The organism is Psychrobacter sp. (assembly GCF_041554015.1).
Taxonomy (GTDB): Bacteria; Pseudomonadota; Gammaproteobacteria; order Pseudomonadales; family Moraxellaceae; genus Psychrobacter.
Genome location: NZ_JBFFMS010000010.1, coordinates 37,195 through 58,052 on the forward strand (window position 1 = coordinate 37,195; position 20,858 = coordinate 58,052).

The following is a 20,858-nucleotide window of genomic DNA, read 5'->3' on the forward strand; positions in this document are numbered from 1 at the left end:
AAATGCTTAAAAAGCTACTTAAAAACAGGTTTCAAACAAAGTTAATATATCATGATATGTGGTGTTAACCTGAATAATTCAAGCACAACTCGCTATTATTCAGTTAACGATTGTAGCGGTTTTAATTTGATGATTTTAATCAGTATTATTTAATGACCACTATTTTATAGCCACCCAAAATATCTCTTTTGAGCGCGGTCGTGAAGCGCCAGGTTTGATACTACGGATTTTACTAAAATCTGCCTGCATCTGCTTGCGTAATTCTTGTGTCCCTTCACCTTGAAACACTTTCATAATAAGCGCGCCACCTTCTGGTAAGGTTGCCAGCGCGAAATCGACCGCAAGCTCACATAAATACATCATACGCGGCTGATCAATAGCACTATTACCTGCGGTATTGGGTGCCATATCAGACAGCACCACATCGACTTGTCTATCACCAACCTCCGCCATGATACGCTCAAACACCTCTGCCTCACGAAAGTCACCTTGAATAAAAGTGACGTCCGGCAAGGTATCCATCGGCAAGATATCAGAGGCAATCAAGATGCCTTTTTCACCAACCAATTGACCCGCAACTTGCGACCAACTGCCAGGGGCACTGCCCAAATCAACAACGGTCATACCTTTTTTAATCAAATTGGTCTTTTCATTTATTTCCAATAACTTATAGGCCGCGCGAGCACGGTAGCCATCTTTTTGGGCCTTTTGCACATAGTGATCATCAATGTGCTCTTTCATCCAAGCACTACTGCTCTTTGACAATTTTTTGTTTTCAATACGTGTGGCCAAAATTCCTGCTCCTATGACTTACCTTTTTATACGCGTATATTAAATAATGCATTACCAAACATTGCTGCTGTTTATCGCTTGCTATAACCATGCCATCAAAAATGCTATTAGTCATGGTTTTTCATATTACTGAGCGCTTGATTCACGTTTAGATATCAAATCGTTAAACTTTCTCAGTGAAAACACTGCTTTATAAGAGCGTAGCGTTTATAATGTACTCATAATGGCAGTTTAACATTTTCATCACGTAAAATCGTGCAAAATCCTGCTGATCTTATGCAAGATGCCCATAGATTACTTATAATGGTCAGCAACTGCTCTCAATTTAATTGTCTTTTATTTTTAATAACCCCTAGGAATGCTATGCAACTCGATAACGCAACCATCAAACGCCTAAAAGGTATTGGTCATGATCTAAAACCAATCGTTATGATTGGCAATAAAGGTGTCACACCAAGCATCATTGAAGAGATTGATCGCGCCTTATCAGATCATGAACTGATTAAAGTCAAACTGCCTGCTGGTAGTAAAGAAGAGCGTGATACCATCGGTGCTGAGCTTGCGGCAACGGCGAAGGCGACTTTGATTCACTCAATTGGTCGTATGGCGCTGTTGCTACGCAAAAACCCAAATGCCAACCCTAAACTCTCAAACCTTGCACGTAGTGTTTAATACACCAATACTTGCTAGATTATATCGTCTGCTGCATATAAGGCTTTTTAAAATAGACGGCTGATGTGTCTTTGGCCAGATGATGACGATAAATGATAAAAGCCGCGATGCACCTTTGCTCGCGGCTTTTATGTCATTTGTAGCTCACTATTTAACAGGCGATATTCGTTAGCATCTATATCATGTTTTATAATACTAATACTTTTTGAGATGATAAGACAATGAGCCAGATTTTTGATTTATATGTCGCTACTGAAACCTTAGTAGCAGATGCTCAGCAACTTGGTGTGACCGTAGAAGCCTTACAGGATATCAGTGTACAGGTCAGCGTGACCCTTGTAGCGCAGCCGGAGGCTTATCTACAACTAACTTATGATGTGACATTACCCACTGCCTCCCTAGCTGCTCAATTAACTTGGCCAACGTGGCGAGCAGATAAGGTAGGTTTTAAGGATTATCTGTGGCAACAAACCTGTCTTGAATGCTTTATAGCAGGCTCTTTAGTAAAGAGTCGTTTGAACGATAGTGATGATTTATTCAGTACCAATCAAAAAACAGCTTATATAGAAATAAACGCTAGCCCAAATGGGCAGTATGCGCTTTATAAGTTCAATAGCTATCGCTCTCCTGCAACATTGCCGCCGACACCTCTTTTGCAAGCTGACAGACAGACACGCGCTTTTATTGACTGGCATCGCCCCTCTAAGCGGCAAACTGCGTCTCAGACGTCAGCTCCCAAGCTTTTTCAGTATCAGCGCTGTTTTCAAGTGCCTTTAAGTCAGTGCTATGATGACGCCTGTCATTATGGCTATCAACCTATTATCGACTACCTACATCCTTGTGTTATTTTATCCTTTGGTACTACGCTGCTATATTTCGCCCCCAAACATGCCTCACCGCCCGACTTTCATAATCGTCAGTACTGGACACCATTTGTCGCTTAGCAGCGCTTGGCGCGTAAACACATCAATAATTATTTAAGACATAAAAAAACTCAGTAATGTTATAAAGCACATTACTGAGTCCGGAGAAAGCTGTTAACTGATAGTTATTTTTCAGCCATAGCAAGGTAGATACCACGGTCTGATGCATCATCGACGTATCTAGAATCGCGCCACGTCGTATAGCTGTAATGACCGCTGTATGGGCTAATGCTGTTTTGACGGAAGTCAGATACCCAGTCATTACCATCAAATATTTGAATGTGACCATGAGGGCGGCTTGAAGTGCGGTCGTAAACAACCACATCACCAACCTGTGGTTCCATATTATTACTGATTTTGGTAAAGCCCGCTTGTGACAGTGTGCCGCGAGACGCGTATTGATACGCTGAAGGATTAGGGGTAAATTCGTAGCCCGCTGATTGTAACGCTTTACGAACATAACGAGCGCAATAGCCGGTGCTACTAGATAAAGCGACTCGTGAAGCATTCGCTGCTGCAATAGCGGGCGCTGAATAACGATCTGGTACCAAACTTGCTTTTTGTTGACGCTGCTCATAAGACAAACGATTGGTAAGCGACGCTAGCTGATATTCTTTTTGTTTTGCATGCGCGCTTAGATTATCGATTGCTTGGCTGATTTCGTCATTGCTAGAAACATAAGCACCGCTATTGGTACTATAGATGTTACGACTCGAACCGTAGTTCGCAGAAGTAGTGATATTGGTGATGGTATGACTCAAGGTATTATTTGATTGAAAGGTTGTTTCGGCAGCACCACTTGTCTGTGCTACGCCCATGCCCAATACTGACAAAATTAATAAAGCTTGTTTCATAAATTTACTACCTATTGTGAAAACGGGAGTGCTCGTCATCCGTGACAAAGCATGAATTAGTTTAGAGAATATAGTCATGACATAAACATGATAAAATATTTAGTACAATCGCTCTTTTACTTCTTAAGTAGCTGATGCTGATATCATTAGCAGCTTAATCATCTACGATATAAATCGTTTGCTACGTCATACCCTGCTTTAAAAATGAGCGTTTAGAGCCTGTTTATTATGACTATCGATTTTTCACCTATTAGATGAGTTATCACGATGTCCCAAAAAAACCCTAACCGCCTTGCCACTCTTATCGATCATCAAGCTTTTGCTGGTAGTGCGCTACCTCAAAACCTATCTGATAGTATGCGTTTATATGTGCAAGCGACCTCTGAAATAAAAGCACTTTTGGTAGATTGTCTACCTGAGGAAATCCTCACTAGCTGCTGGGTCGTAGGTTTAACGTCTGAGCAATTGACACTCAGTGTTGAGTCGGTAACTGCTGCCAATCATATTCGCTATTTGCAGAGCGCGTATTTGCAAGTGTTAACAGAGCAGTCAATTACATTTAAACAACTCAAGCAAATCCGCGTCGTCGTAGCCAATAAATCCCCCGATAATCATTATTCTAAATCATCATCAGGCCTGTCAGCATCACGCTCAATGTCCGTTAAAGCCCATGAAAATCAGGCTCTTAGCCAAAACACAAAGCGGACTATATCACAGGCAGCAGAGCATGTCACCACTGATGAAAACCTCAAAAAAGCACTATTACGCCTCATAAATCCCTAAAAAAACGCTATGTGCAATGTAAAGTTATGTAAATAAATCCAGTAAACGACCTGCTTCAAGCTGGGTTTTTGTAATTTCAAAAACAAAAAAAATCATCTATCAGCGCCATTCACATTGTGAACCGCACTGATAGATGATTTTACTATTCGCTACAGCTTTTATCTCATCTACTATACAGGCAAGTTATCATAAAATAAAGAAATATATATCTAATTTTATGAATATAATTCCGCCTTCATTATAGCCATCTTATGTAATATTGCGTAAATGTTTCGATACTTCGTGTATATTCCTGTATTCATCCTTCGACAGTTATACCATTCAAAGGTAAATATTCGATAGGACACGTTACATTGTCATCAAAAGTTACAATTTCAAAGTTATTCTGGTCAGATAAAATCTCACGTACCAATAAATTGTTCAAAGCATGGCCGGATTTATAGGCATTAAAGCGACCCAAAATCGGATAGCCAATCAGATATAAATCACCAAGGGCATCTAGAATTTTATGACGCACAAATTCATCATTAAAGCGCAAGCCCTCTTCATTCAAAATATGGCTTTCATCAATCACAATCGCATTGTCCATGCTACCGCCTAAGGCCAGATTGTTCTGGCGCATGGTTTCAATATCACGTAAGAAACCAAAGGTGCGTGCTGAACTTAACTGCTCAATAAAGTTTTGGGTTGAAAACTGCAATTGGGCATGCTGAAAGTTTTTATCAATCGCAGGATGATCGAAATCAATTTCAAAATTAAGCTCAAATCCATGATAAGGACGTAGCTCTGCCCATTTATCATCAACTTTGACACGTACAGTACGTAAAATGCGGATAAATTTCTTTGGGGCATCCTGTTCACAAAAACCTGCTTGCAATAGTAGTCCCACAAAAGGCGCGGCACTGCCATCCATAATGGGTATCTCTGATGCTGATACACGAATCAATAGATTATCAATACCAAGTCCTGCGATCGCACTGAGTAAATGCTCAACCGTACCGACACGGGTACCACCAAATACAAGGTTTGATGACATCATAGTATCTTGTACCAAAAAGGCACTGGCAGGAATGGGCGTGCTGCCAGTCATATCAGAACGCTCAAAGACGATTCCAGTATCAATTGGTTGCGGATGAAACTCTAAGTCAACAGGTTGACCACTATGAAGACCAGTACCTGTAACAGCGATTGCTGTTTTTATGGTTCGTTGATTCATGGCTGTCTTCTCACATATTTTGTTACAATTGCCATAGTGTATCATTACCTAGGCCCTATTCGCTAGCGATAAAAAGCGTTAATTTACCTATCTCTTTGATTGATAACACTTATCGAAGACTTATGATCGGTGACTGTGTAGTCGCAATCTCTAGTAAAGGGCTATAAAATACTGGACTTTATCTCTTGAAAACACTGCTTACATGAATATGTTTGATCGGTATTTTGATAACTGGCAACAATCAACGTATCAGTAGCTGGTGAATAGTAGAGATTATGAATAGGCAAAAATTAGGCAAAAAAAAGCCAGCATTTAAACGCTGACTTTTTTAAATAGCAACATTTATACCAAGGGTATCTATTTGTTTTGCTGACGCTTTAGATAGTCTTGAATACTATTGGTCTTGGTTTTAGCTTGTTCCGGCACGCTCGTTGTACGAATTGGATTCTCTTGATATTGTGCTTGTTTTTGACTGTTTAACGCACTGGTATGCAAGTTTGGGTCAACAGGCTGTGTACTGTTTACAGAAGGCACAGGTTGTTCAACCACTTCAGGCTCTTCACCAGCGTTTTCATCCAAAGTTAAACCAGTTGCAATAACCGTCACATGCAAGTCGTCGCCCATTTTTTCATCAATCACTGAGCCATAGAAGATATGCGCCTCATCGATATCAGTGATTTCTTCAACGATTACACTGATCTTGCTCATCTCATCTAAAGATAGGGATTCAGATGAAATCACGTTGACGAGTAAGCCTTTGGCATTCTCTAAACGCAAATCATCAAGTAATGGCGATCTGATAGCTTTTTCAGTGGCTTGACGCGCACGATCATCACCGCTGGCGCGGCCAATACCCATCATCGCATGGCCTTTAGCAGTCATTGCGGTACGGATATCGTTAAAGTCAATGTTGATCATACCTTCGCTAGCGATGGTCTCTGCAATACCTTGTACTGCATGCAATAGCACGTCATCTGCTTTTTTAAAGGCATCTTGCATAGAGATGTTACCGTAGACACTCATGAGCTTATCATTTGGAATCGTAATGATAGAGTCTACAAAGTTAGTCAGCTGCTCGATACCTGCTTTAGCAGCCTTGATACGCTTGCCACCTTCAAACTTAAACGGCGTCGTGACAACAGCCACAGTCAATACTTCCATCTCTTTAGCAATACGTGCGACGACTGGCGCCGCACCTGTACCTGTTCCCCCACCCATCCCAGCGGTGATAAAGACCATATCTGAGTGCTCAAGCAGTGCACGAATCGCCTCTTCGTCGCTCTCTGCAGCTTCGCGGCCCACTTCTGGATTTGCCCCTGCACCAAGACCACGGTTGGTTTTTGCGCCAAGTTGTAATTTATGCGGTGCAGTCAAACGATCAAGCGCCTGTTTGTCCGTATTGGCACAGACGAATGTTACACCTCTAATCCCTTGCTGTACCATATGTTCAACTGCATTACCGCCACCGCCGCCCACACCGAATACAGTGAAGCTGGCCTGGCCATTACTTTGAAGCTGATTATCATCTGGCATGGTGTATTTTGACATAAAAAAGTTTCTCCAGTTGCAGATAGCGTGATGGTCGATACGTGGTAACACACGCATATGGCGCGCTATCGACTTACTATATATAAATGTATTTGATTAAAACAGGGCCATGGCTTAAATAGTAACGCTTAACCAAGATATGCCGTTATTATACAGGGTATTGCTGTTTATATTGTAGCTTGGTCTTGCTGACAACCCTCTTATCTGATTGCTATCAGCAAATAATCAGCACAATTATAATATCTTTTTCAGTACACTGGCAAAACGTTGACCAGCGCTTTGAAAAACACCCGTCACACGATTTTTTTGAATAGCTTCGGGCTCACTTTTTTCACTGCGACGAAACTGCTCGCTTTGACTATATAATAAGGTACCAAATGCGGTTTGATAAGCCCGATCATTCACCTGAAAATTCAATTGTTTAAAGGATTCGTCATTATCAAAATGATTATAAGCACTAATCGCAGGGTGGGTATTGGTCAATACTACTGGCATTTTCAACAATTTTTTCGCAAACGGTACCATGCCTTTAATCGCACTACCACCACCTGTAAGCACAATACCTTTATCAATATAGCCTAATAAGTCCGCTTCATGTAATTGGCGCACCACTTCAGTGAAAATCTGTACGTAGCGGGCTTCAATAATACGAGCAAGGTTGTAGATACCGATGTTGATCTCATCCCCTGACCCTTGCGGTTTAAATAAGAAAAACGAGCTTGGATCTACACTGTTAACATCCACTGTACCATGCGATTTTTTCAGCTTTTCAGCCTCTATCATCGAAATACCCACGTCAGCTGAAATATCCATCGTCACTTCATGACTGCCCGTTGCAATACAATGGGTAAAAATAAGCTTATTTTCTTTATAAACACAGATGCTTGTGGTGCTGGCCCCTATATCTACTAAGCAAACGCCCTGTTGGCGCTCTTCACTCATCAAGCTGTATTCTGCACTGGTTACCGCATCAAATACGATATGATCAATGCCCACATCACAGCTTTGCAACAGTTTTTGGATGTTTTGACGACCCGCTACCGGCATCATCATCATGTGGTACATCACCGCGATATTGTGCGCTACCATGTCAATGGCATCATCGACCATAAACTCTTGATTGTCGATATAGATGCCTTGCTGACAACAGTGCATCAAATAATAATCAGATGATAGGTCTTGCGATTTGGCATTTGAGAGCGCTTGTACCATGTCTTTAGCACGAACAAATTCATCTTCTACCCGAACCTCTCCCACGCTATTTTTGCTCAATAGCTCGGGCGTCGCCAGCGTCAGCCAAACACTATGCACGCGGCAATTGGCAGTATCTTCCGCTTCTTGAATAGCCTGTTTGATAGCGCCTTGTAAACGTTCACGATGCTTAATTTGACCTTGATAAAAGTCGCTATTTTTAACTTGTCCCACACCCATAATACGGATGTCTTTTGCAGACACAACGCTACCAATGACGACATAAACTGCCGTGGCACTTAAATGGACAACAACCAGATTTTCAGTATTTTTCATGGTACCAGACAAATTATCGCTAAACAGGAGAACAAATGATGTCTCCATTAAATCATTAAAATAAAACTATCATCAGCTGACAATAGCGTATGTTGACTCTGTATAAAAAATAAAGCAGACAAGTTTAGCGTGCGGGCTACTTTATCTATTAATTATAGAGGGGTTTTACTTAGGGTTTTTTGGTTTGCAGGTGTCTCATTATTTTTCGGCGCTGCTATATTCCATGCAATCGTAAATCCATTTTTGTAACGCAGATCGACTGATTGTATCTCATCACGGCGACTTTTCAATTGATTGCCGAGCAACTGACTTAAATTCAATAGTTTTTGTGCCGTATTCTCATTATCAACGATAATGCGTAACCCGTTATCAAAACGGATCAGCCATGTCATCCTTGGCGACAAAATAATATCTTCAACTTGTAAGCCAAGCGGCGCATACCAGTCATTGACTTGCTGCAACTGCTGCATAATGACCGGTGCTTGAGTCATATTACCTTGTAAAGTGGCAAAGTTCTCTTGCGTCAAATCTCTACTATCAGCAGGGACAAATACATTGCCTTTTGCATCGACTAGACGCTCAGTACCGAAATTTGCCACCGCTTGCTTAGGCAATACGGTTACCACAATGCCCTTTTGCCAATCACGACTGATACTAACCTGATCAACCCAAGCCAAACCCGTGGTAATATCTCTCAACGCTTGCAAATCAGAGGTGAAAAAGCTGCTCACACTTTGCTGATTCATAACATGCTGCAGCGCTCGATATTCAGCAACCGTCAATCCTTGATGATCGACATGAATCGCTGCTGGAGGTGCATCACGTAAGGCCTTACCGCCCATTATCAATATCAGCACTAACAACCCAAGCACCAATACAGTAAAAAAGTATCTGATCGCCGTGGGTACTTGAAAGTTCGATTTTGGGTGACGGGTTTTATCACTCATTAAGTCAGCGACCTCATTGACAGTTTGAGCCATAATACGCTTCGCCCCTATATTTATTTAATCAAAATAATCTGTATGTGTCATATATTCGATTCATGTTTATGTAAATCGACGATCTTTTTTATGGATACAAAGCGCGTGCCATCTGAGCAAGGGTAAAGGCTATAACTACCAAATAGACATGCTATCAATTCATCACTTTAAATGGCAATACAAAGTGCGTTTATCGGCCTTTAAATGTAACATTTCTCTTATCTAATGAAGGACTTACCAAAGCGCTGCATAACCTTCACCAAAAACACTAGATAGTTACAATATTAACGCATTTTACCTTCAAACAATAGCCTAACCCCTACTACTACTAACGAATTTACACAAGTTTACATGAAGCTGTGGTATAGCAGCGCTAGCGATACATTACGAGTAATAAAAAGCGACTGCTTGACCCTGTTCAATAGCTCAAACTTCTCATTTATTGACGTAATTACGTTTGCACTACTATTAATAAAAGCTTGTGATAGATAGGCAGTAGCTTATTTAATAAGCAGTTATACTGTTTGCGCTAGAATATGCCAGCATAAGCGCTCAAAATCCATGCCACGGGCTTTAGCTGCCATCGGCACTAAGCTATGACTGGTCATACCTGGTACGGTATTAATCTCAAGTAGCCAAAAGTTGCCCGCCTCATCTTGCATGGCATCGATACGTCCCCAGCCTTTTGCCTCAACCGCCCGAAACGCTGATAAGCTTAACTCTTGTAAGTGCTTCTCATCAGCGGCACTCAGACCACAAGGAATATAGTAGCTGGTATCGTTACGATTATACTTGGCTTCAAAATCATAAAAATTGGTGATATCAGCAGGCTCTAGTCGAATCACAGGATAGGCTTCGTCATCGATAATCACGATGGTAAATTCGCGACCGGTAATCCAGCGCTCAGCCATCACTGCATCACCGCACTGTACGGCGGTTGCATACGCAGCTGGCAGCTCATCAAGGTTATTCACCTTAGTCATACCAATGCTTGAGCCTTCATGAACTGGCTTAATAATCAGCGGCAGTCCTAGCATATTAACCACTTGCTGCCAGTCGGTATCCGCGGTGAGTATAGAAAACGGCGCGGTTGATAAACCGCAGCCTTGCCACAATTGCTTGGTGCGTACCTTGTCCATGCCCAGTGCTGATGCCAAAATACCAGAACCAGTCTGCGGAATATTAAACCACTGCAATACGCCTTGTAGCAAACCATCTTCGCCGCCGCGGCCATGCAATACGTTAAAGACACGGTCATATTGACGCAGCTCAGTGATATCCTGATCTTTAGGGTCAAAATGGGTGGCATCAACGCCTTGATTTTGTAATGCTTTTAATACAGCCGCACCGCTGTCTAAAGATACGCTACGCTCATTACTATTACCACCATACACGACAGCAACCCGACCAAACTCACTGGCCTCTTTTACTTTGCTTTCCTTGATAATAGGTAAGGGATCAGAGGTCTGACTCGTATTATCTGCTTGATGCTGCTCTGCTTGTGCAGCTGCTGCCAATGCAGGCTCTGGATTGATAATAGGGGCAGTATTCTTTTGAGCATTGCCTTTAATATTGTTTTCACCGTTGCCTAAAGCGTTTTGCGCAGTATTATCACAGTCTTGATTGATATCGTCGTTATTCTTTTGCGTTTGATTCATGGTCATGGTTGATGCTCCTAGTATGTTTAAAGCAATGCGTCTAAGACTTCTAAGGCTTATTTGATATAAAGGTCATTGGCGGCAAGATCGATAGCTATTTGCCCGACATTACCCGCGCCTTGAGTAATCAGCATATCACCTGCTTTTAGTAATCGCTGCATCACAGGAGCGATATTGTCTTTATCAATGATCGTTGGCTCGACCGCACCGCGCAAACGAATACTACGCGCCAAGGCTTTGGTGTCCGCGCCAGCGATCGGGCTTTCACCAGCAGAATAGACATCCAATAATAATAATTCATCAACGCTTGAGAGTACTTCGACAAAGTCATCAAAGCAGTCACGCGTGCGGCTATAACGATGCGGCTGGAACATCATAACGATGCGGCGCTCAGGGAAGCTTTGACGCGCCGCTTTAATAGTCGCATCAACTTCTTTTGGATGATGACCATAATCATCGATTAATAGCACATTGCCATCATCTATCGATACAGAGGCCTGCTGCTCAAAACGACGACCAACCCCTTCAAACTTCTGTAGCGCACGGGTGATTGCCGCATCATCGACCCCTTCATCGGTTGCCATCGTAATGGCAGCCAGGGCATTGTAAACGTTGTGCACGCCCGGAATGTTTAGCGTTAGACGTAATGGCTCATGATCACGGCGCAATACGGTAAAGTGGGTTTTTGTACCTTCAACGACTAAGTCAACGCCTTGCACATCATTAAATGGCTCAAGACCAAAGGTCAATACCGGACGCCCAATGTCATCTATCATCGCATATAATTCAGGGTCATCACCGCAAACCACTGCCAAACCATAAAACGGCATGTTTTGTAAAAACTGAATATAAGCGGCTTTTAATTTATCAAAGCTATTACCATAGGTTTCCATATGGTCTTGGTCAATATTGGTGACAATCGCTGCCATCGGATGTAACGATAAAAACGACGCATCAGATTCGTCCGCTTCTGCAATCAAGAAACGACTGCTACCAAGCGCAGCATTTTTACCTGAAGCATTGAGCTTACCGCCTATCACATAGGTGGGATCCAGCTGCCCTTCTGCCATCATGGTCGTAAGTAAGCTGGTCGTGGTGGTTTTACCATGCGCCCCAGCGACTGCAATACCATGACGATAACGCATCAGCTCACCAAGCATATCGGCACGGCGTACCACCGGAAGACGTGCCTCTAATGCTGCTTTTACTTCAGGGTTGCTACGGTCAATCGCTGACGATACAACGATGACATCAGCATTGGCGATATTTTTAGAATCATGACCAATCGCGATATCTATACCAATCTGTGCCAAGCGCTTGGTCACTACACTCTCAGTAATATCAGAACCACTCACTTGATAGCCTTGGTTATTCATGACCTCAGCAATACCGCACATCCCCGAACCACCAATACCAATAAAATGCAGATGCTGAATACGGCGCATTTCTGGTATTTCAATCAAACGTTTGGTTAAGGCTTTAGCAGAGGTAGGCATAAGGTTTTCTCTTTTTATAAGACGAATAAAATGTAAATAATCAAAAATATTAAGTATTTAAATCACTATTTATAACGTTTGCCAAATAATATCAGCAACGTGCTGACACGCTTGACGATTGGCAAGGGCGTGCCCTTTTTTTGCCATCTCTAAGCAAGCAGGTCGATCAAGGGCAGCAAGCTCTTCACTCAAGCGTTTGGGCGTCAATTCGTTTTGCGGCAATAAAATCGCCGCTTTATGTACTGTCAATGTCTGCGCATTTGCGGTTTGATGATCATCAACGGCACTTGGCAGCGGGACAAAAATCGCGGCAATACCCACGTTTTGGATTTCGGTAACAGTAAGCGCGCCAGCACGGCAAACAACAATATCTGCCCAGTTATAAGCCGCTGCCATATCATCAATAAATGGCTGTACCGTAAATTGATGCGCGTTTAAATGCTCACTATCATATGCTGTTTGCGTCGCCGCTTCGTGATTGCGTCCACATTGATGACGTACTTCAAACGGACGCTCAATCAACGCCAGAGCTTTTGGCACGGTATCATTGAGCACTTGAGCGCCAAGTGAGCCGCCAACCACGAGCAGCTTCAATGCTGACTGGTCATTTATATCATAGCGCGCCATAGGTTCAGCCACTCCAGTAATCGCATTACGGACTGGGTTGCCGACGGTTTCAAGTTTTGTATCAAGCTGGCTATTGCCAAAGGTATCTTCAAATGCTTGCAGGACTTTAGTCGCCATCTTTGCCAAGTAGCGGTTACTCATGCCAGCAATGGCGTTTTGCTCATGGATAATAAGCGGCGTTTTGGTCAGACGCGCTGCTATACCGCCGGGTGCACTGACATAACCGCCAAAGCCGACCACCATATCAATCTTATTAGCACGAATGATTTTGATAACGGCCATAGTCGCAGACAGCAAAGTCACGGGCATCTTAAGCACACGACCAAGCCCTTTACCGCGCAAGCCCTGCATCTCAATTGCATGAAAAGGATAACCAGTTGGCGCTACCAGTCCATTTTCCATGCCCTTTGGTGTGCCCAACCAATGAATCACCGCACCGCGCTTGCTCAATTCTTCACTGACCGCGAGCGCTGGAAATACATGTCCGCCAGTACCAGCAGCCATCATTAGTATGTGCGGTGTCTTCATCTGGTGCCTGCCTATCTTTTTTATAGTGATATGAAGGACTTATTGTCCTATCGTCGTCTAAATCGTTGAGTCATACGGGCGGTTTAAAAGCCCGCATAGTATAGTGTAAATTGTGGTCTGATATATAGCATTTTCTAACTGACCAATAACAAAAATCCAAGCCGTGAATAATCGCGACTTGGCTTTTTTAAATACCACGATATCACTAAAACCCCAGTTTCTTAGCGTTTTAGCGATATATGTTAGCACAACTATTTTTGCTCATTGTGCCCATAGATAGGTATTACATTACTCTATCCTTACAGCCCAACCAACCAATAAATTTTAGTAAGCTATTAGCGTGCAAGTTTTCGCTCAATAGCAATGATAAAATCGGTTGCAATATCTGTACCGCATTGGTCATCAATCTCACGCACACAGGTCGGACTGGTGACGTTAATCTCAGTAATGCGTCCACCGATCAAGTCTAAACCAACGAACATCAGCCCTTTTTCTTTGACAATCGGTGCGACTACTTCTGCGACTTGGCGTTCGATATCGGTCAGCGGCATCGCCACCCCGCTACCACCGGCAGCAAGATTACCGCGGGTTTCACCTTTGTTTGGAATACGAGCCAAGCTATAGTCAACCACAGCGCCATCAACAATCAGTACACGCTTATCACCCTCTTTAATCTCTGGTAGATAACGCTGCGCCATAATTGGCAACGTTTCAAGCTCCGTCAACATCTCAAGCGTCACGCCAATATTTGGGCTGTCAGCGGTCAAACGAAATATACCCGTACCGCCCATACCATCTAATGGCTTAACGATGACATCTTGCTGCTCAGTGATAAACTTGCGAATATGCGCCTGTTTACTGGTCACAATCGTTGGACTCATATAATCGCTAAACCAAGTGGCAAATAATTTCTCATTACAGTCACGAATCGCTTGCGGATCATTGACCACCAGTACGCCTGCTGCCTTTGCATGGTCAAGCATATAAGTGGCATAAATAAAACGCATGTCAAACGGTGGATCCTTACGCATCAAAATCACATCATAATCGCTGACTGCGCCTGTTGTCTTTTCCCCTAAGCTATAAAAGTCCTTAGGATCACGCTTGACCATAACAGACTGCGTATCGACCATCAACTGCCCACGATCGAGCCACAAGTCATGAATCTGACAATAACCTAATGTATGCCCGCGATCTTGCGCCGACCACATCATGGCAAGGCTAGTATCCTTTTTATAATTAACCTGCTCAATAGGATCCATAATCACAAGTATTTTTAAAGATTTTTTTGGCTGTTCTAGGCTCATAAGAAGACTCATTTACAGAATGTTAATACATGGGTTATTAATTGCTGAAATTGCTGAAATCGCCAACCACCTATCAGTACGCCACTATAGGCAAATCTACAGGCAACAATAGATAGCAACGGTTTTGATGATTTGATTCACTATACGCCATACTGAGCACGGTAATGCTGCATTTTTGCAAGTTGGGTTGCGTCTTTGTTCGGATTACTGTTCTCTGATAAATAGCTAATCAAGTCATCGATGTCGACTAGGGCGCGTACCGGCACCTTTAAGGTTGCCGCCAGCTCCTGAATGGCAGAATGCTCAGCCAAGCCTTTTTCTTTACGATCAAGCGCCACAATGATACCGGCAACCTGCGCGCCTGCTTGTTCTAAAATCTCAACCACTTCACGCATCGCAGTGCCAGCGGTAATCACATCATCCAATACCCAAACTGTCTTACCATTCACATCAGCGCCGACCAAATTGCCACCTTCACCATGTGTTTTAGCTTCTTTACGGTTATAGCCCCATTGTGCATTGATACCATGATGTAACCATAATGCCTGTGCGGTTGCTGCCACAAACGGAATGCCTTTATAAGCAGCACCAAAAATGACAAGCTCTTGTGTGCCTTCACCATCATTGATAGACGCCATTTGCTCAGCTATCTGTTCCGCTAAGGCATCTGCATAACCGCGTGCTAATAACGACAACATCTCACCTGATGCAAGCAGCCCTGCATTAAAAAAGTACGGGCTAATACGACCAGATTTTAAGACAAATTCACCAAATTTTAATACTTGGTTGTCTAATGCCAGTTGAATAAAGGCATGAGAGGAAAATGGGACATTGTTAGCATATTGAGCATGCGGCATTAGAGGGTTCCTATCAACAAAAAGAAAGTGTAAAAACAAGTAGAATGACGCATATTATAGGCGCTAGCGCTTAACTTGACCAACCATTGATATCATAATCTTGCATATTGGGATATCGGGTCAAAAGACCACAGCGTGACGAGAGGTCAAAATAACAGTGACCATCGCTACTCACCTGAATATTCCAGCCTAAATGATGAGCAGCCACGATAATATGTCCTGCAAACATGCGAACTTGGCGATAGCCATGGCGCTGGGCAGGCTCATAGATACTCTGACTGAGTAAGTAGCTACGTACATGCTGGCAAACCTCCGCGGCACTATAGCTATGATTGATACTTTTGCGGCGACCACACTGCTTTAAAGCATGGACAGCAACGCTACATGCCATAATATCAGTCGCTAAACTGCCCTCGCCGGTATCGAACTGCTGCGGCTGCAATATCACATGCCAGTCATCAGCGTACTGACTGCTCAGTAGCTCATCAGGATTATAGCGCTTGGTCAGTGCGCGCAAAGATAGTGCAGCAGAGGCTTTTGTTTGAGCCGCAGTATTTTTATCACTAGCCTCGCTTTCCACCCCTAAAAATCCATAACGAGTCAACCTAGGATACGCCCGAATAGCGTGTTGAATATCTGACATATCTAGCAAAACCATGTCATTTAACGACGACAATAATGGCTGCTCGCTCTGATTGTGATAAAAACTATCCGGCAGCGCTATCAATTTAGCAGCGCTCAGTAACGATAAATGCTCCGCCAACGGCTCAGAAGCAATAACGTCCCATTTTGACAAGCTGTCATTGTCAGGCTGATAAAAACGGGCAGCATTGCCATATAATCGACGTAACTGCCCGTTTAAGCGTCGTGCTGGTTCTGGAATATCTGTCAGCGGCCTTGCAGGATCTAACGGCACTTGCGCTGGGTCAAAATTAGGATGCACAATCGCAGGCTGGTTACTACTGGATAAAAGAGCTGATTGCGCAGCATTATTGTTTGTAAACCGATCTTCTGCTACAAGATCAGTGCTAAATAAGCCATCATCAGACATAAAAGGTTGGGTCATAAAGTTTCCCTAAATAAGTGCCTTTATAAAAAGGCACCCGTAAACAACATATTCAAAAACGTATTTAAGCCCTTTAACGGCTCTATCAACGCTAGCTATCTTGATAACGTAAAATATCTTGATAACCGCTTTGCCAATCAGGATAGGTCAGCCAAGCTAATGGAATATTGCTATGTAAACGTTTGCCACTCATAGCATGACTTCTATCATCAAGTACTGGCGGTGTTTCATCTAATTGCTCACATAGCCAAGTGGTCAGCGCAAAAGAAGTCACTGGCAGATAATCGGTTGCAAGATAAACAGGCTTTGGTGCCTTTATCGTCAGTACTTTGGCGATAATATTGATCAAATCGCTGTCCATAATGCGATTGGTCCACGCGCCAGCCGCTATCGGCTGTTTTTGTGGCTCTTGAGCTTTACGCACTCGCATCAAGCGCTCGCGCCCATAAATACCACTTGGTCGGATGATAATAGCTTTATCATGAAAACCCTGTTGCAACGCCTGCTCGGCTTTTAATATGACCTGTGAGGCTTCGCGTTTTGGCAACGTCGGCATGGTATCTTCATCGATCCATTCGCCATTATCTTGTCCATAGACGCCAGTTGAAGAAATAAAAACAATACGTTCAAGTGTAGGTAATTGATCAGCCAATACCGCCAAATGCTGGTTAATCGCCAAATAGCTGTTGTGATAGCCACTGGTTGAATATTCATCAGGGGTAATGATAATAGCAATGTGGGTAAAATCTTGCAGTTGCTCAGCGGTAAGCGTTAAGGCATCGGCTTGCATAAACTGAGCTTTATCATCCAACGCATATTTTTGACGATCACGACGTGCAAGCCCTGTGACGCGAACGCCGCCTTGCGCAAGCTTATTGGTCACTGGCAAACCAATATCACCTTGACCGATAATCAGTATGTTGTGCGTATTCATCATAGCTCCTGCCTGCCTACCTTTTATTTACCGCTTAAAGTACTGTTACTTAGCATACTATTACTTAAACTATCACTAACAGCTAAAAATAACGTCGATATGACAGCTGTACATCATCGTTAGCATCTATACGATCTTGCCATTCATAATTGGCATTGAGACGTAATGCCTGCTTTTTATCGATATCGTATTGTAGCCCTAAGCTTGAGATCGGCTGCCAATAATGACCGCGCACGTTAGAGTCATCGCTGCTGCCATGATACCAATATGGCAATTGCAATTCAGCCTGCGCACGTAACTGATTGTTAATCTGATAACGACAACCAGCATTCACACCTGCACCGACACGAAAGCCTTTATTGATACCGCGTCCTGTTTGCGCTGTGCCTGCCAAAAACGTATAGCACAGCTGCGGCGGCATCTCGCCTGTCCCTGCGCTAGGTGTGCCAAATGCCCACGACCAACCAGATTCGTAGCCCAAGCTACCGACTAAATGATCGCTGCCGTCTTGCTGCGAGCCATCGTTTACACGCGTTGCCTCGATACTCGCGCCCCAGGTTTTGCCCTTCTTAGCCGAATTGACCGGATTAAAAGAGCGCCCTTTAATCACAGTTAAATTTTGCAATACCACGCTTTTTGGCTGATTGGCTTTGTCAGTATCTCTATCATACAAACGTAACGTCGCAGCAGCGCCTTCTAAATCAAAAAACTGCGGAAAGCCGGACGGACGGTCAAGGGTATCGTGATAGCCTGCACGGACGCCAAGGTCGATATAGTTATTATCGCCACGCTGACCGATACCGACAGACCCCATTTGTAGCGGATGCCTATCGATAGGGTTGGTATCTGAAACCGCAATCTGGTGATTGAGTAACGTCTGACCATCGGCTGACATGCTAGACACTGTATTGAGCTGCGCCGACTTAATCTCATCAAGCATCTGTTTGGGGCTGTTATGGTAGCCGAGCTGCTCACGCTGCTGTTTGACCTTATTCAATTGTGCTTGGCGTAAGGTGCTATCAGCTGGTGTATAGTTGGTGCTAGCAAGGAAGCCCTCTTTGTCTAACAGCTGCACCACATCTGATGGAATAACGGCATAAGGCAGCTGACTTAATAACTGCTGCTCTGGACGTACCACATCTATCAAGCGCAGAATCTCAGAGGCGCAGTTATCAGTGGTAAAGTAGTAGGGCAATTTTAAATCTTTGGTTTCCCAAACATGCAAGATGATTTGCTGAACTTCTTCTGGGGTCAAATCCAATCGATACGTCCACGCATCACGCTCATCGTCTTGCAGATATTTAGCCAACTTTTCTGGATAAGGGTCAATCTCGATCAGATTGTTATAACCGCCCGTCATAGACTTAATGGCATACAACACAAAGTTATCTTTGCTATCACCATCGACCGTATCATTTAGCGCATAAGCATGATGAATTTGACTTGGGTCAGCCACACTTGCTTTTGAATCGATACGTAGTAAGGTATGAGCAAAAGCAGATAGAGGATTGTCTAAGTACTCTTGGGCAAACATAATAGACAGCTGCTCAGGTGCCAGTTTCTGCATCCATGTAGTCAGCTCTGGACAGTCAACCTGCATCGCTGACTTATCAATACCTAAGGTATCACTTAGCCATTTTGCGCGCGCTGGGAAACGGCATAGCGCAGAGTTGCTATTACTAGCTTGGGCAGTATTACGTGTTTTAGAGTTATTGGTTTTATTTGTTATCTCATTAGCAAAGGCGACCAGCATGGCATCCAGCTCAGCGCCTGAATCTTCACGGCCATTTGGGCTTAAAAAGAAGCTAGCATTATCGACTAAGCTGATATTTTTATTTTTACCAAATACGCCTTTTTTATCATCAGAGAAATATAATAAGCGCCGCCATGTCGTATGCTGAGCAAGATTCTCGCTCTGAGCCTGCTTGCGCCATGAAGCTAATAGCTGCTGATCGATCTTAACAGCGATCTCAGTAGCAATCTCGGATTTAGCATTATTTTCGCTCGTTTTATCAGTCTTGGTGTTGATATTAGAATTGGCATTAAGCGCAAGCTCGCCAGTCGTAACCAGTGAGGCAGGTGTTGGTAACAAGGCTTGCGCCTGCGCTGTAAACAATAGCGCTACAATTGCCAATGGCAAACGTGCACGGCGACTATGCGGTATTGGCGTATCATCTGACGCAATACGATTTGAAACTGGATGTATGTACATAGGTAAAATCTCGCACTGTAAAGGTGATACGCTTATCGCGTGACGGATATTTATCAAAGGGTTTAAAAATTTGTTATCGAAAATCTACTTTTGAAAAAATACTATTTATCTCTTCTTGATACTTAAATGACGATAGATTTGCTATTTATTGATACAACATTTACGATAAAACGCCGTTTTTTGCTGATTAACAATCATAATAAAAGAGAGCATTATGTCTATAGCATCATCGATGACTATCAACGAGGGTCAACTATCAGCCGCTACTTGGCTTGCCTCCCCAAACTTTAATAAGCGACCACAAAACACCAGCATTGATACGATTGTCATTCACAATATCAGCTTGCCACCGAGTGAATTTAACACGTGCGGCGCTGATGGTATTCACTACGTCAAAGCCTTGTTTACCAATCAATTGGACTGGGATGCTCATCCTTATTTTCAAACGATCAAAGGCGCTGAAGTATCCGCGCATTTATTTATAGAGCGTGATGGCGCGATTACCCAGTTTGTCAATTTTGATGAGCGTGCATGGCATGCTGGCAGGTCAAGCTATCTTGGACGAGCCGAATGTAATGATTATAGCATTGGCATCGAGCTTGAAGGGTCAGATTTTGTGCCCTTTAGCGCGGTGCAATATGAGACATTGGCAAAAGCAATCGTTGCCATTTATGATGCGTATCCCAAAACCCGTCGCCATCTGACCGGTCATAGCGATATTGCTCCCGGTCGTAAGACGGACCCTGGTAATTATTTTGAATGGACGAAATTGCGTCAGATGGTTGCAGGCCTTCTTAATACCTAAACTTAGTGTTAACTAAGACAAAGCGCTTCTTAATAACAGGATATATATTCCACATTCAATCCATTTATCAGGA

18 protein-coding genes are annotated in these 20,858 nt (G+C 43.3%); 4 read left to right on the plus strand and 14 right to left on the minus strand.

The features are described from left to right. Positions 1 to 159: 159 nt before the first annotated feature. Positions 160 to 792, minus strand: a complete 633-nt coding sequence (locus tag ABYU67_RS04710; RefSeq protein ID WP_372843851.1) for an RlmE family RNA methyltransferase — start codon at positions 790 to 792, stop codon at positions 160 to 162. 363 nt (positions 793 to 1,155) lie between these two features. Here ABYU67_RS04710 and ABYU67_RS04715 point away from each other — a divergent pair, with 363 nt between their 5' ends. Together ABYU67_RS04715 and ABYU67_RS04720 are read left to right on the plus strand one after the other, a co-directional pair. Further along, positions 1,156 to 1,464, plus strand: a complete 309-nt coding sequence (locus ABYU67_RS04715) for a YhbY family RNA-binding protein (protein WP_372843852.1) — start codon at positions 1,156 to 1,158, stop codon at positions 1,462 to 1,464. A 221-nt stretch (positions 1,465 to 1,685) separates the two neighbouring features. After that, on the plus strand, positions 1,686 to 2,408 hold the full coding sequence (locus ABYU67_RS04720) for a hypothetical protein (RefSeq protein WP_372843853.1): 723 nt from the start codon (positions 1,686 to 1,688) through the stop codon (positions 2,406 to 2,408). Between the two features lie 104 nt (positions 2,409 to 2,512). Here the strand turns inward: ABYU67_RS04720 and ABYU67_RS04725 are convergent, their stop codons facing one another. Beyond that, entirely contained in the window at positions 2,513 to 3,241 is a 729-nt protein-coding gene (locus ABYU67_RS04725) for a CHAP domain-containing protein (protein WP_372843854.1), read from the minus strand. Between the two features lie 267 nt (positions 3,242 to 3,508). Between ABYU67_RS04725 and ABYU67_RS04730 the strand changes: the two genes are divergently transcribed. After that, positions 3,509 to 4,024: a hypothetical protein gene (locus ABYU67_RS04730; protein WP_372843855.1), complete on the plus strand. Its 516-nt coding sequence runs from the start codon at positions 3,509 to 3,511 to the stop codon at positions 4,022 to 4,024. 298 nt (positions 4,025 to 4,322) lie between these two features. On the opposite strand, the gene lpxC is transcribed toward ABYU67_RS04730, so the two are convergent. The 12 genes from lpxC to ABYU67_RS04790 all read right to left on the minus strand — a co-directional run bounded on the left by lpxC (position 4,323) and on the right by ABYU67_RS04790 (position 19,980). Beyond that, positions 4,323 to 5,240 carry a UDP-3-O-acyl-N-acetylglucosamine deacetylase gene (lpxC, locus tag ABYU67_RS04735; RefSeq protein ID WP_372843856.1) on the minus strand — a complete coding sequence of 306 codons (918 nt, stop codon included), beginning with the start codon at positions 5,238 to 5,240 and terminating at the stop codon, positions 4,323 to 4,325. Between the two features lie 357 nt (positions 5,241 to 5,597). After that, positions 5,598 to 6,788 (minus strand): cell division protein FtsZ, encoded by a 1,191-nt coding sequence (gene ftsZ / locus ABYU67_RS04740; RefSeq protein WP_372843857.1) that lies wholly within the window; start codon positions 6,786 to 6,788, stop codon positions 5,598 to 5,600. A 234-nt stretch (positions 6,789 to 7,022) separates the two neighbouring features. After that, a complete protein-coding gene (gene ftsA / locus ABYU67_RS04745; RefSeq protein ID WP_372843858.1) occupies positions 7,023 to 8,315 on the minus strand; it encodes a cell division protein FtsA in 1,293 nt (430 codons plus the stop codon). A 152-nt stretch (positions 8,316 to 8,467) separates the two neighbouring features. Further along, positions 8,468 to 9,295: a cell division protein FtsQ/DivIB gene (locus tag ABYU67_RS04750; RefSeq protein WP_372843859.1), complete on the minus strand. Its 828-nt coding sequence runs from the start codon at positions 9,293 to 9,295 to the stop codon at positions 8,468 to 8,470. 515 nt (positions 9,296 to 9,810) lie between these two features. Then, a complete protein-coding gene (locus ABYU67_RS04755) occupies positions 9,811 to 10,953 on the minus strand; it encodes a D-alanine--D-alanine ligase (RefSeq protein WP_372843877.1) in 1,143 nt (380 codons plus the stop codon). Positions 10,954 to 11,009: 56 nt separating this feature from the next. Further along, positions 11,010 to 12,449 carry a UDP-N-acetylmuramate--L-alanine ligase gene (gene murC, locus ABYU67_RS04760; RefSeq protein ID WP_372843860.1) on the minus strand — a complete coding sequence of 480 codons (1,440 nt, stop codon included), beginning with the start codon at positions 12,447 to 12,449 and terminating at the stop codon, positions 11,010 to 11,012. A 69-nt stretch (positions 12,450 to 12,518) separates the two neighbouring features. Continuing rightward, positions 12,519 to 13,604 carry an undecaprenyldiphospho-muramoylpentapeptide beta-N-acetylglucosaminyltransferase gene (gene murG / locus ABYU67_RS04765; protein ID WP_372843861.1) on the minus strand — a complete coding sequence of 362 codons (1,086 nt, stop codon included), beginning with the start codon at positions 13,602 to 13,604 and terminating at the stop codon, positions 12,519 to 12,521. 335 nt (positions 13,605 to 13,939) lie between these two features. Next, complete coding sequence (gene gshB, locus ABYU67_RS04770; RefSeq protein ID WP_372843862.1) at positions 13,940 to 14,911, minus strand: glutathione synthase; 972 nt, start codon at positions 14,909 to 14,911, stop codon at positions 13,940 to 13,942. A gap of 140 nt (positions 14,912 to 15,051) precedes the next feature. Further along, positions 15,052 to 15,768, minus strand: coding sequence for an orotate phosphoribosyltransferase (gene pyrE / locus ABYU67_RS04775; protein ID WP_372843863.1), 717 nt, complete (start codon positions 15,766 to 15,768; stop codon positions 15,052 to 15,054). A 70-nt stretch (positions 15,769 to 15,838) separates the two neighbouring features. Further along, on the minus strand, positions 15,839 to 16,834 hold the full coding sequence (locus tag ABYU67_RS04780; RefSeq protein WP_372843864.1) for a hypothetical protein: 996 nt from the start codon (positions 16,832 to 16,834) through the stop codon (positions 15,839 to 15,841). Between the two features lie 91 nt (positions 16,835 to 16,925). Continuing rightward, complete coding sequence (locus ABYU67_RS04785; protein ID WP_372843878.1) at positions 16,926 to 17,768, minus strand: SDR family oxidoreductase; 843 nt, start codon at positions 17,766 to 17,768, stop codon at positions 16,926 to 16,928. Positions 17,769 to 17,850: 82 nt separating this feature from the next. Next, positions 17,851 to 19,980 carry a DUF4105 domain-containing protein gene (locus tag ABYU67_RS04790; protein WP_372843865.1) on the minus strand — a complete coding sequence of 710 codons (2,130 nt, stop codon included), beginning with the start codon at positions 19,978 to 19,980 and terminating at the stop codon, positions 17,851 to 17,853. Positions 19,981 to 20,194: 214 nt separating this feature from the next. Here ABYU67_RS04790 and ampD point away from each other — a divergent pair, with 214 nt between their 5' ends. Then, on the plus strand, positions 20,195 to 20,785 hold the full coding sequence (gene ampD / locus ABYU67_RS04795; RefSeq protein ID WP_372843866.1) for a 1,6-anhydro-N-acetylmuramyl-L-alanine amidase AmpD: 591 nt from the start codon (positions 20,195 to 20,197) through the stop codon (positions 20,783 to 20,785). Positions 20,786 to 20,858: the final 73 nt, after the last annotated feature.

Excerpts from the sequence above, each read along its gene's own strand:
- ABYU67_RS04715 (WP_372843852.1), top strand. The coding sequence starts at position 1,156 with ATGCAACTCGATAACGCAACCATCAAACGCCTAAAAGGTATTGGTCAT.
- ABYU67_RS04720 (WP_372843853.1), top strand. The coding sequence starts at position 1,686 with ATGAGCCAGATTTTTGATTTATATGTCGCTACTGAAACCTTAGTAGCA.
- ABYU67_RS04725 (WP_372843854.1), bottom strand. The coding sequence starts at position 3,241 with ATGAAACAAGCTTTATTAATTTTGTCAGTATTGGGCATGGGCGTAGCA.
- ABYU67_RS04730 (WP_372843855.1), top strand. The coding sequence starts at position 3,509 with ATGTCCCAAAAAAACCCTAACCGCCTTGCCACTCTTATCGATCATCAA.
- lpxC (WP_372843856.1), bottom strand. The coding sequence starts at position 5,240 with ATGAATCAACGAACCATAAAAACAGCAATCGCTGTTACAGGTACTGGT.
- ftsZ (WP_372843857.1), bottom strand. The coding sequence starts at position 6,788 with ATGTCAAAATACACCATGCCAGATGATAATCAGCTTCAAAGTAATGGC.
- ftsA (WP_372843858.1), bottom strand. The coding sequence starts at position 8,315 with ATGAAAAATACTGAAAATCTGGTTGTTGTCCATTTAAGTGCCACGGCA.
- ABYU67_RS04750 (WP_372843859.1), bottom strand. The coding sequence starts at position 9,295 with ATGGCTCAAACTGTCAATGAGGTCGCTGACTTAATGAGTGATAAAACC.
- ABYU67_RS04755 (WP_372843877.1), bottom strand. The coding sequence starts at position 10,953 with ATGAATCAAACGCAAAAGAATAACGACGATATCAATCAAGACTGTGAT.
- murC (WP_372843860.1), bottom strand. The coding sequence starts at position 12,449 with ATGCCTACCTCTGCTAAAGCCTTAACCAAACGTTTGATTGAAATACCA.
- murG (WP_372843861.1), bottom strand. The coding sequence starts at position 13,604 with ATGAAGACACCGCACATACTAATGATGGCTGCTGGTACTGGCGGACAT.
- gshB (WP_372843862.1), bottom strand. The coding sequence starts at position 14,911 with ATGAGCCTAGAACAGCCAAAAAAATCTTTAAAAATACTTGTGATTATG.
- pyrE (WP_372843863.1), bottom strand. The coding sequence starts at position 15,768 with ATGCCGCATGCTCAATATGCTAACAATGTCCCATTTTCCTCTCATGCC.
- ABYU67_RS04780 (WP_372843864.1), bottom strand. The coding sequence starts at position 16,834 with ATGACCCAACCTTTTATGTCTGATGATGGCTTATTTAGCACTGATCTT.
- ABYU67_RS04785 (WP_372843878.1), bottom strand. The coding sequence starts at position 17,768 with ATGAATACGCACAACATACTGATTATCGGTCAAGGTGATATTGGTTTG.
- ABYU67_RS04790 (WP_372843865.1), bottom strand. The coding sequence starts at position 19,980 with ATGTACATACATCCAGTTTCAAATCGTATTGCGTCAGATGATACGCCA.
- ampD (WP_372843866.1), top strand. The coding sequence starts at position 20,195 with ATGTCTATAGCATCATCGATGACTATCAACGAGGGTCAACTATCAGCC.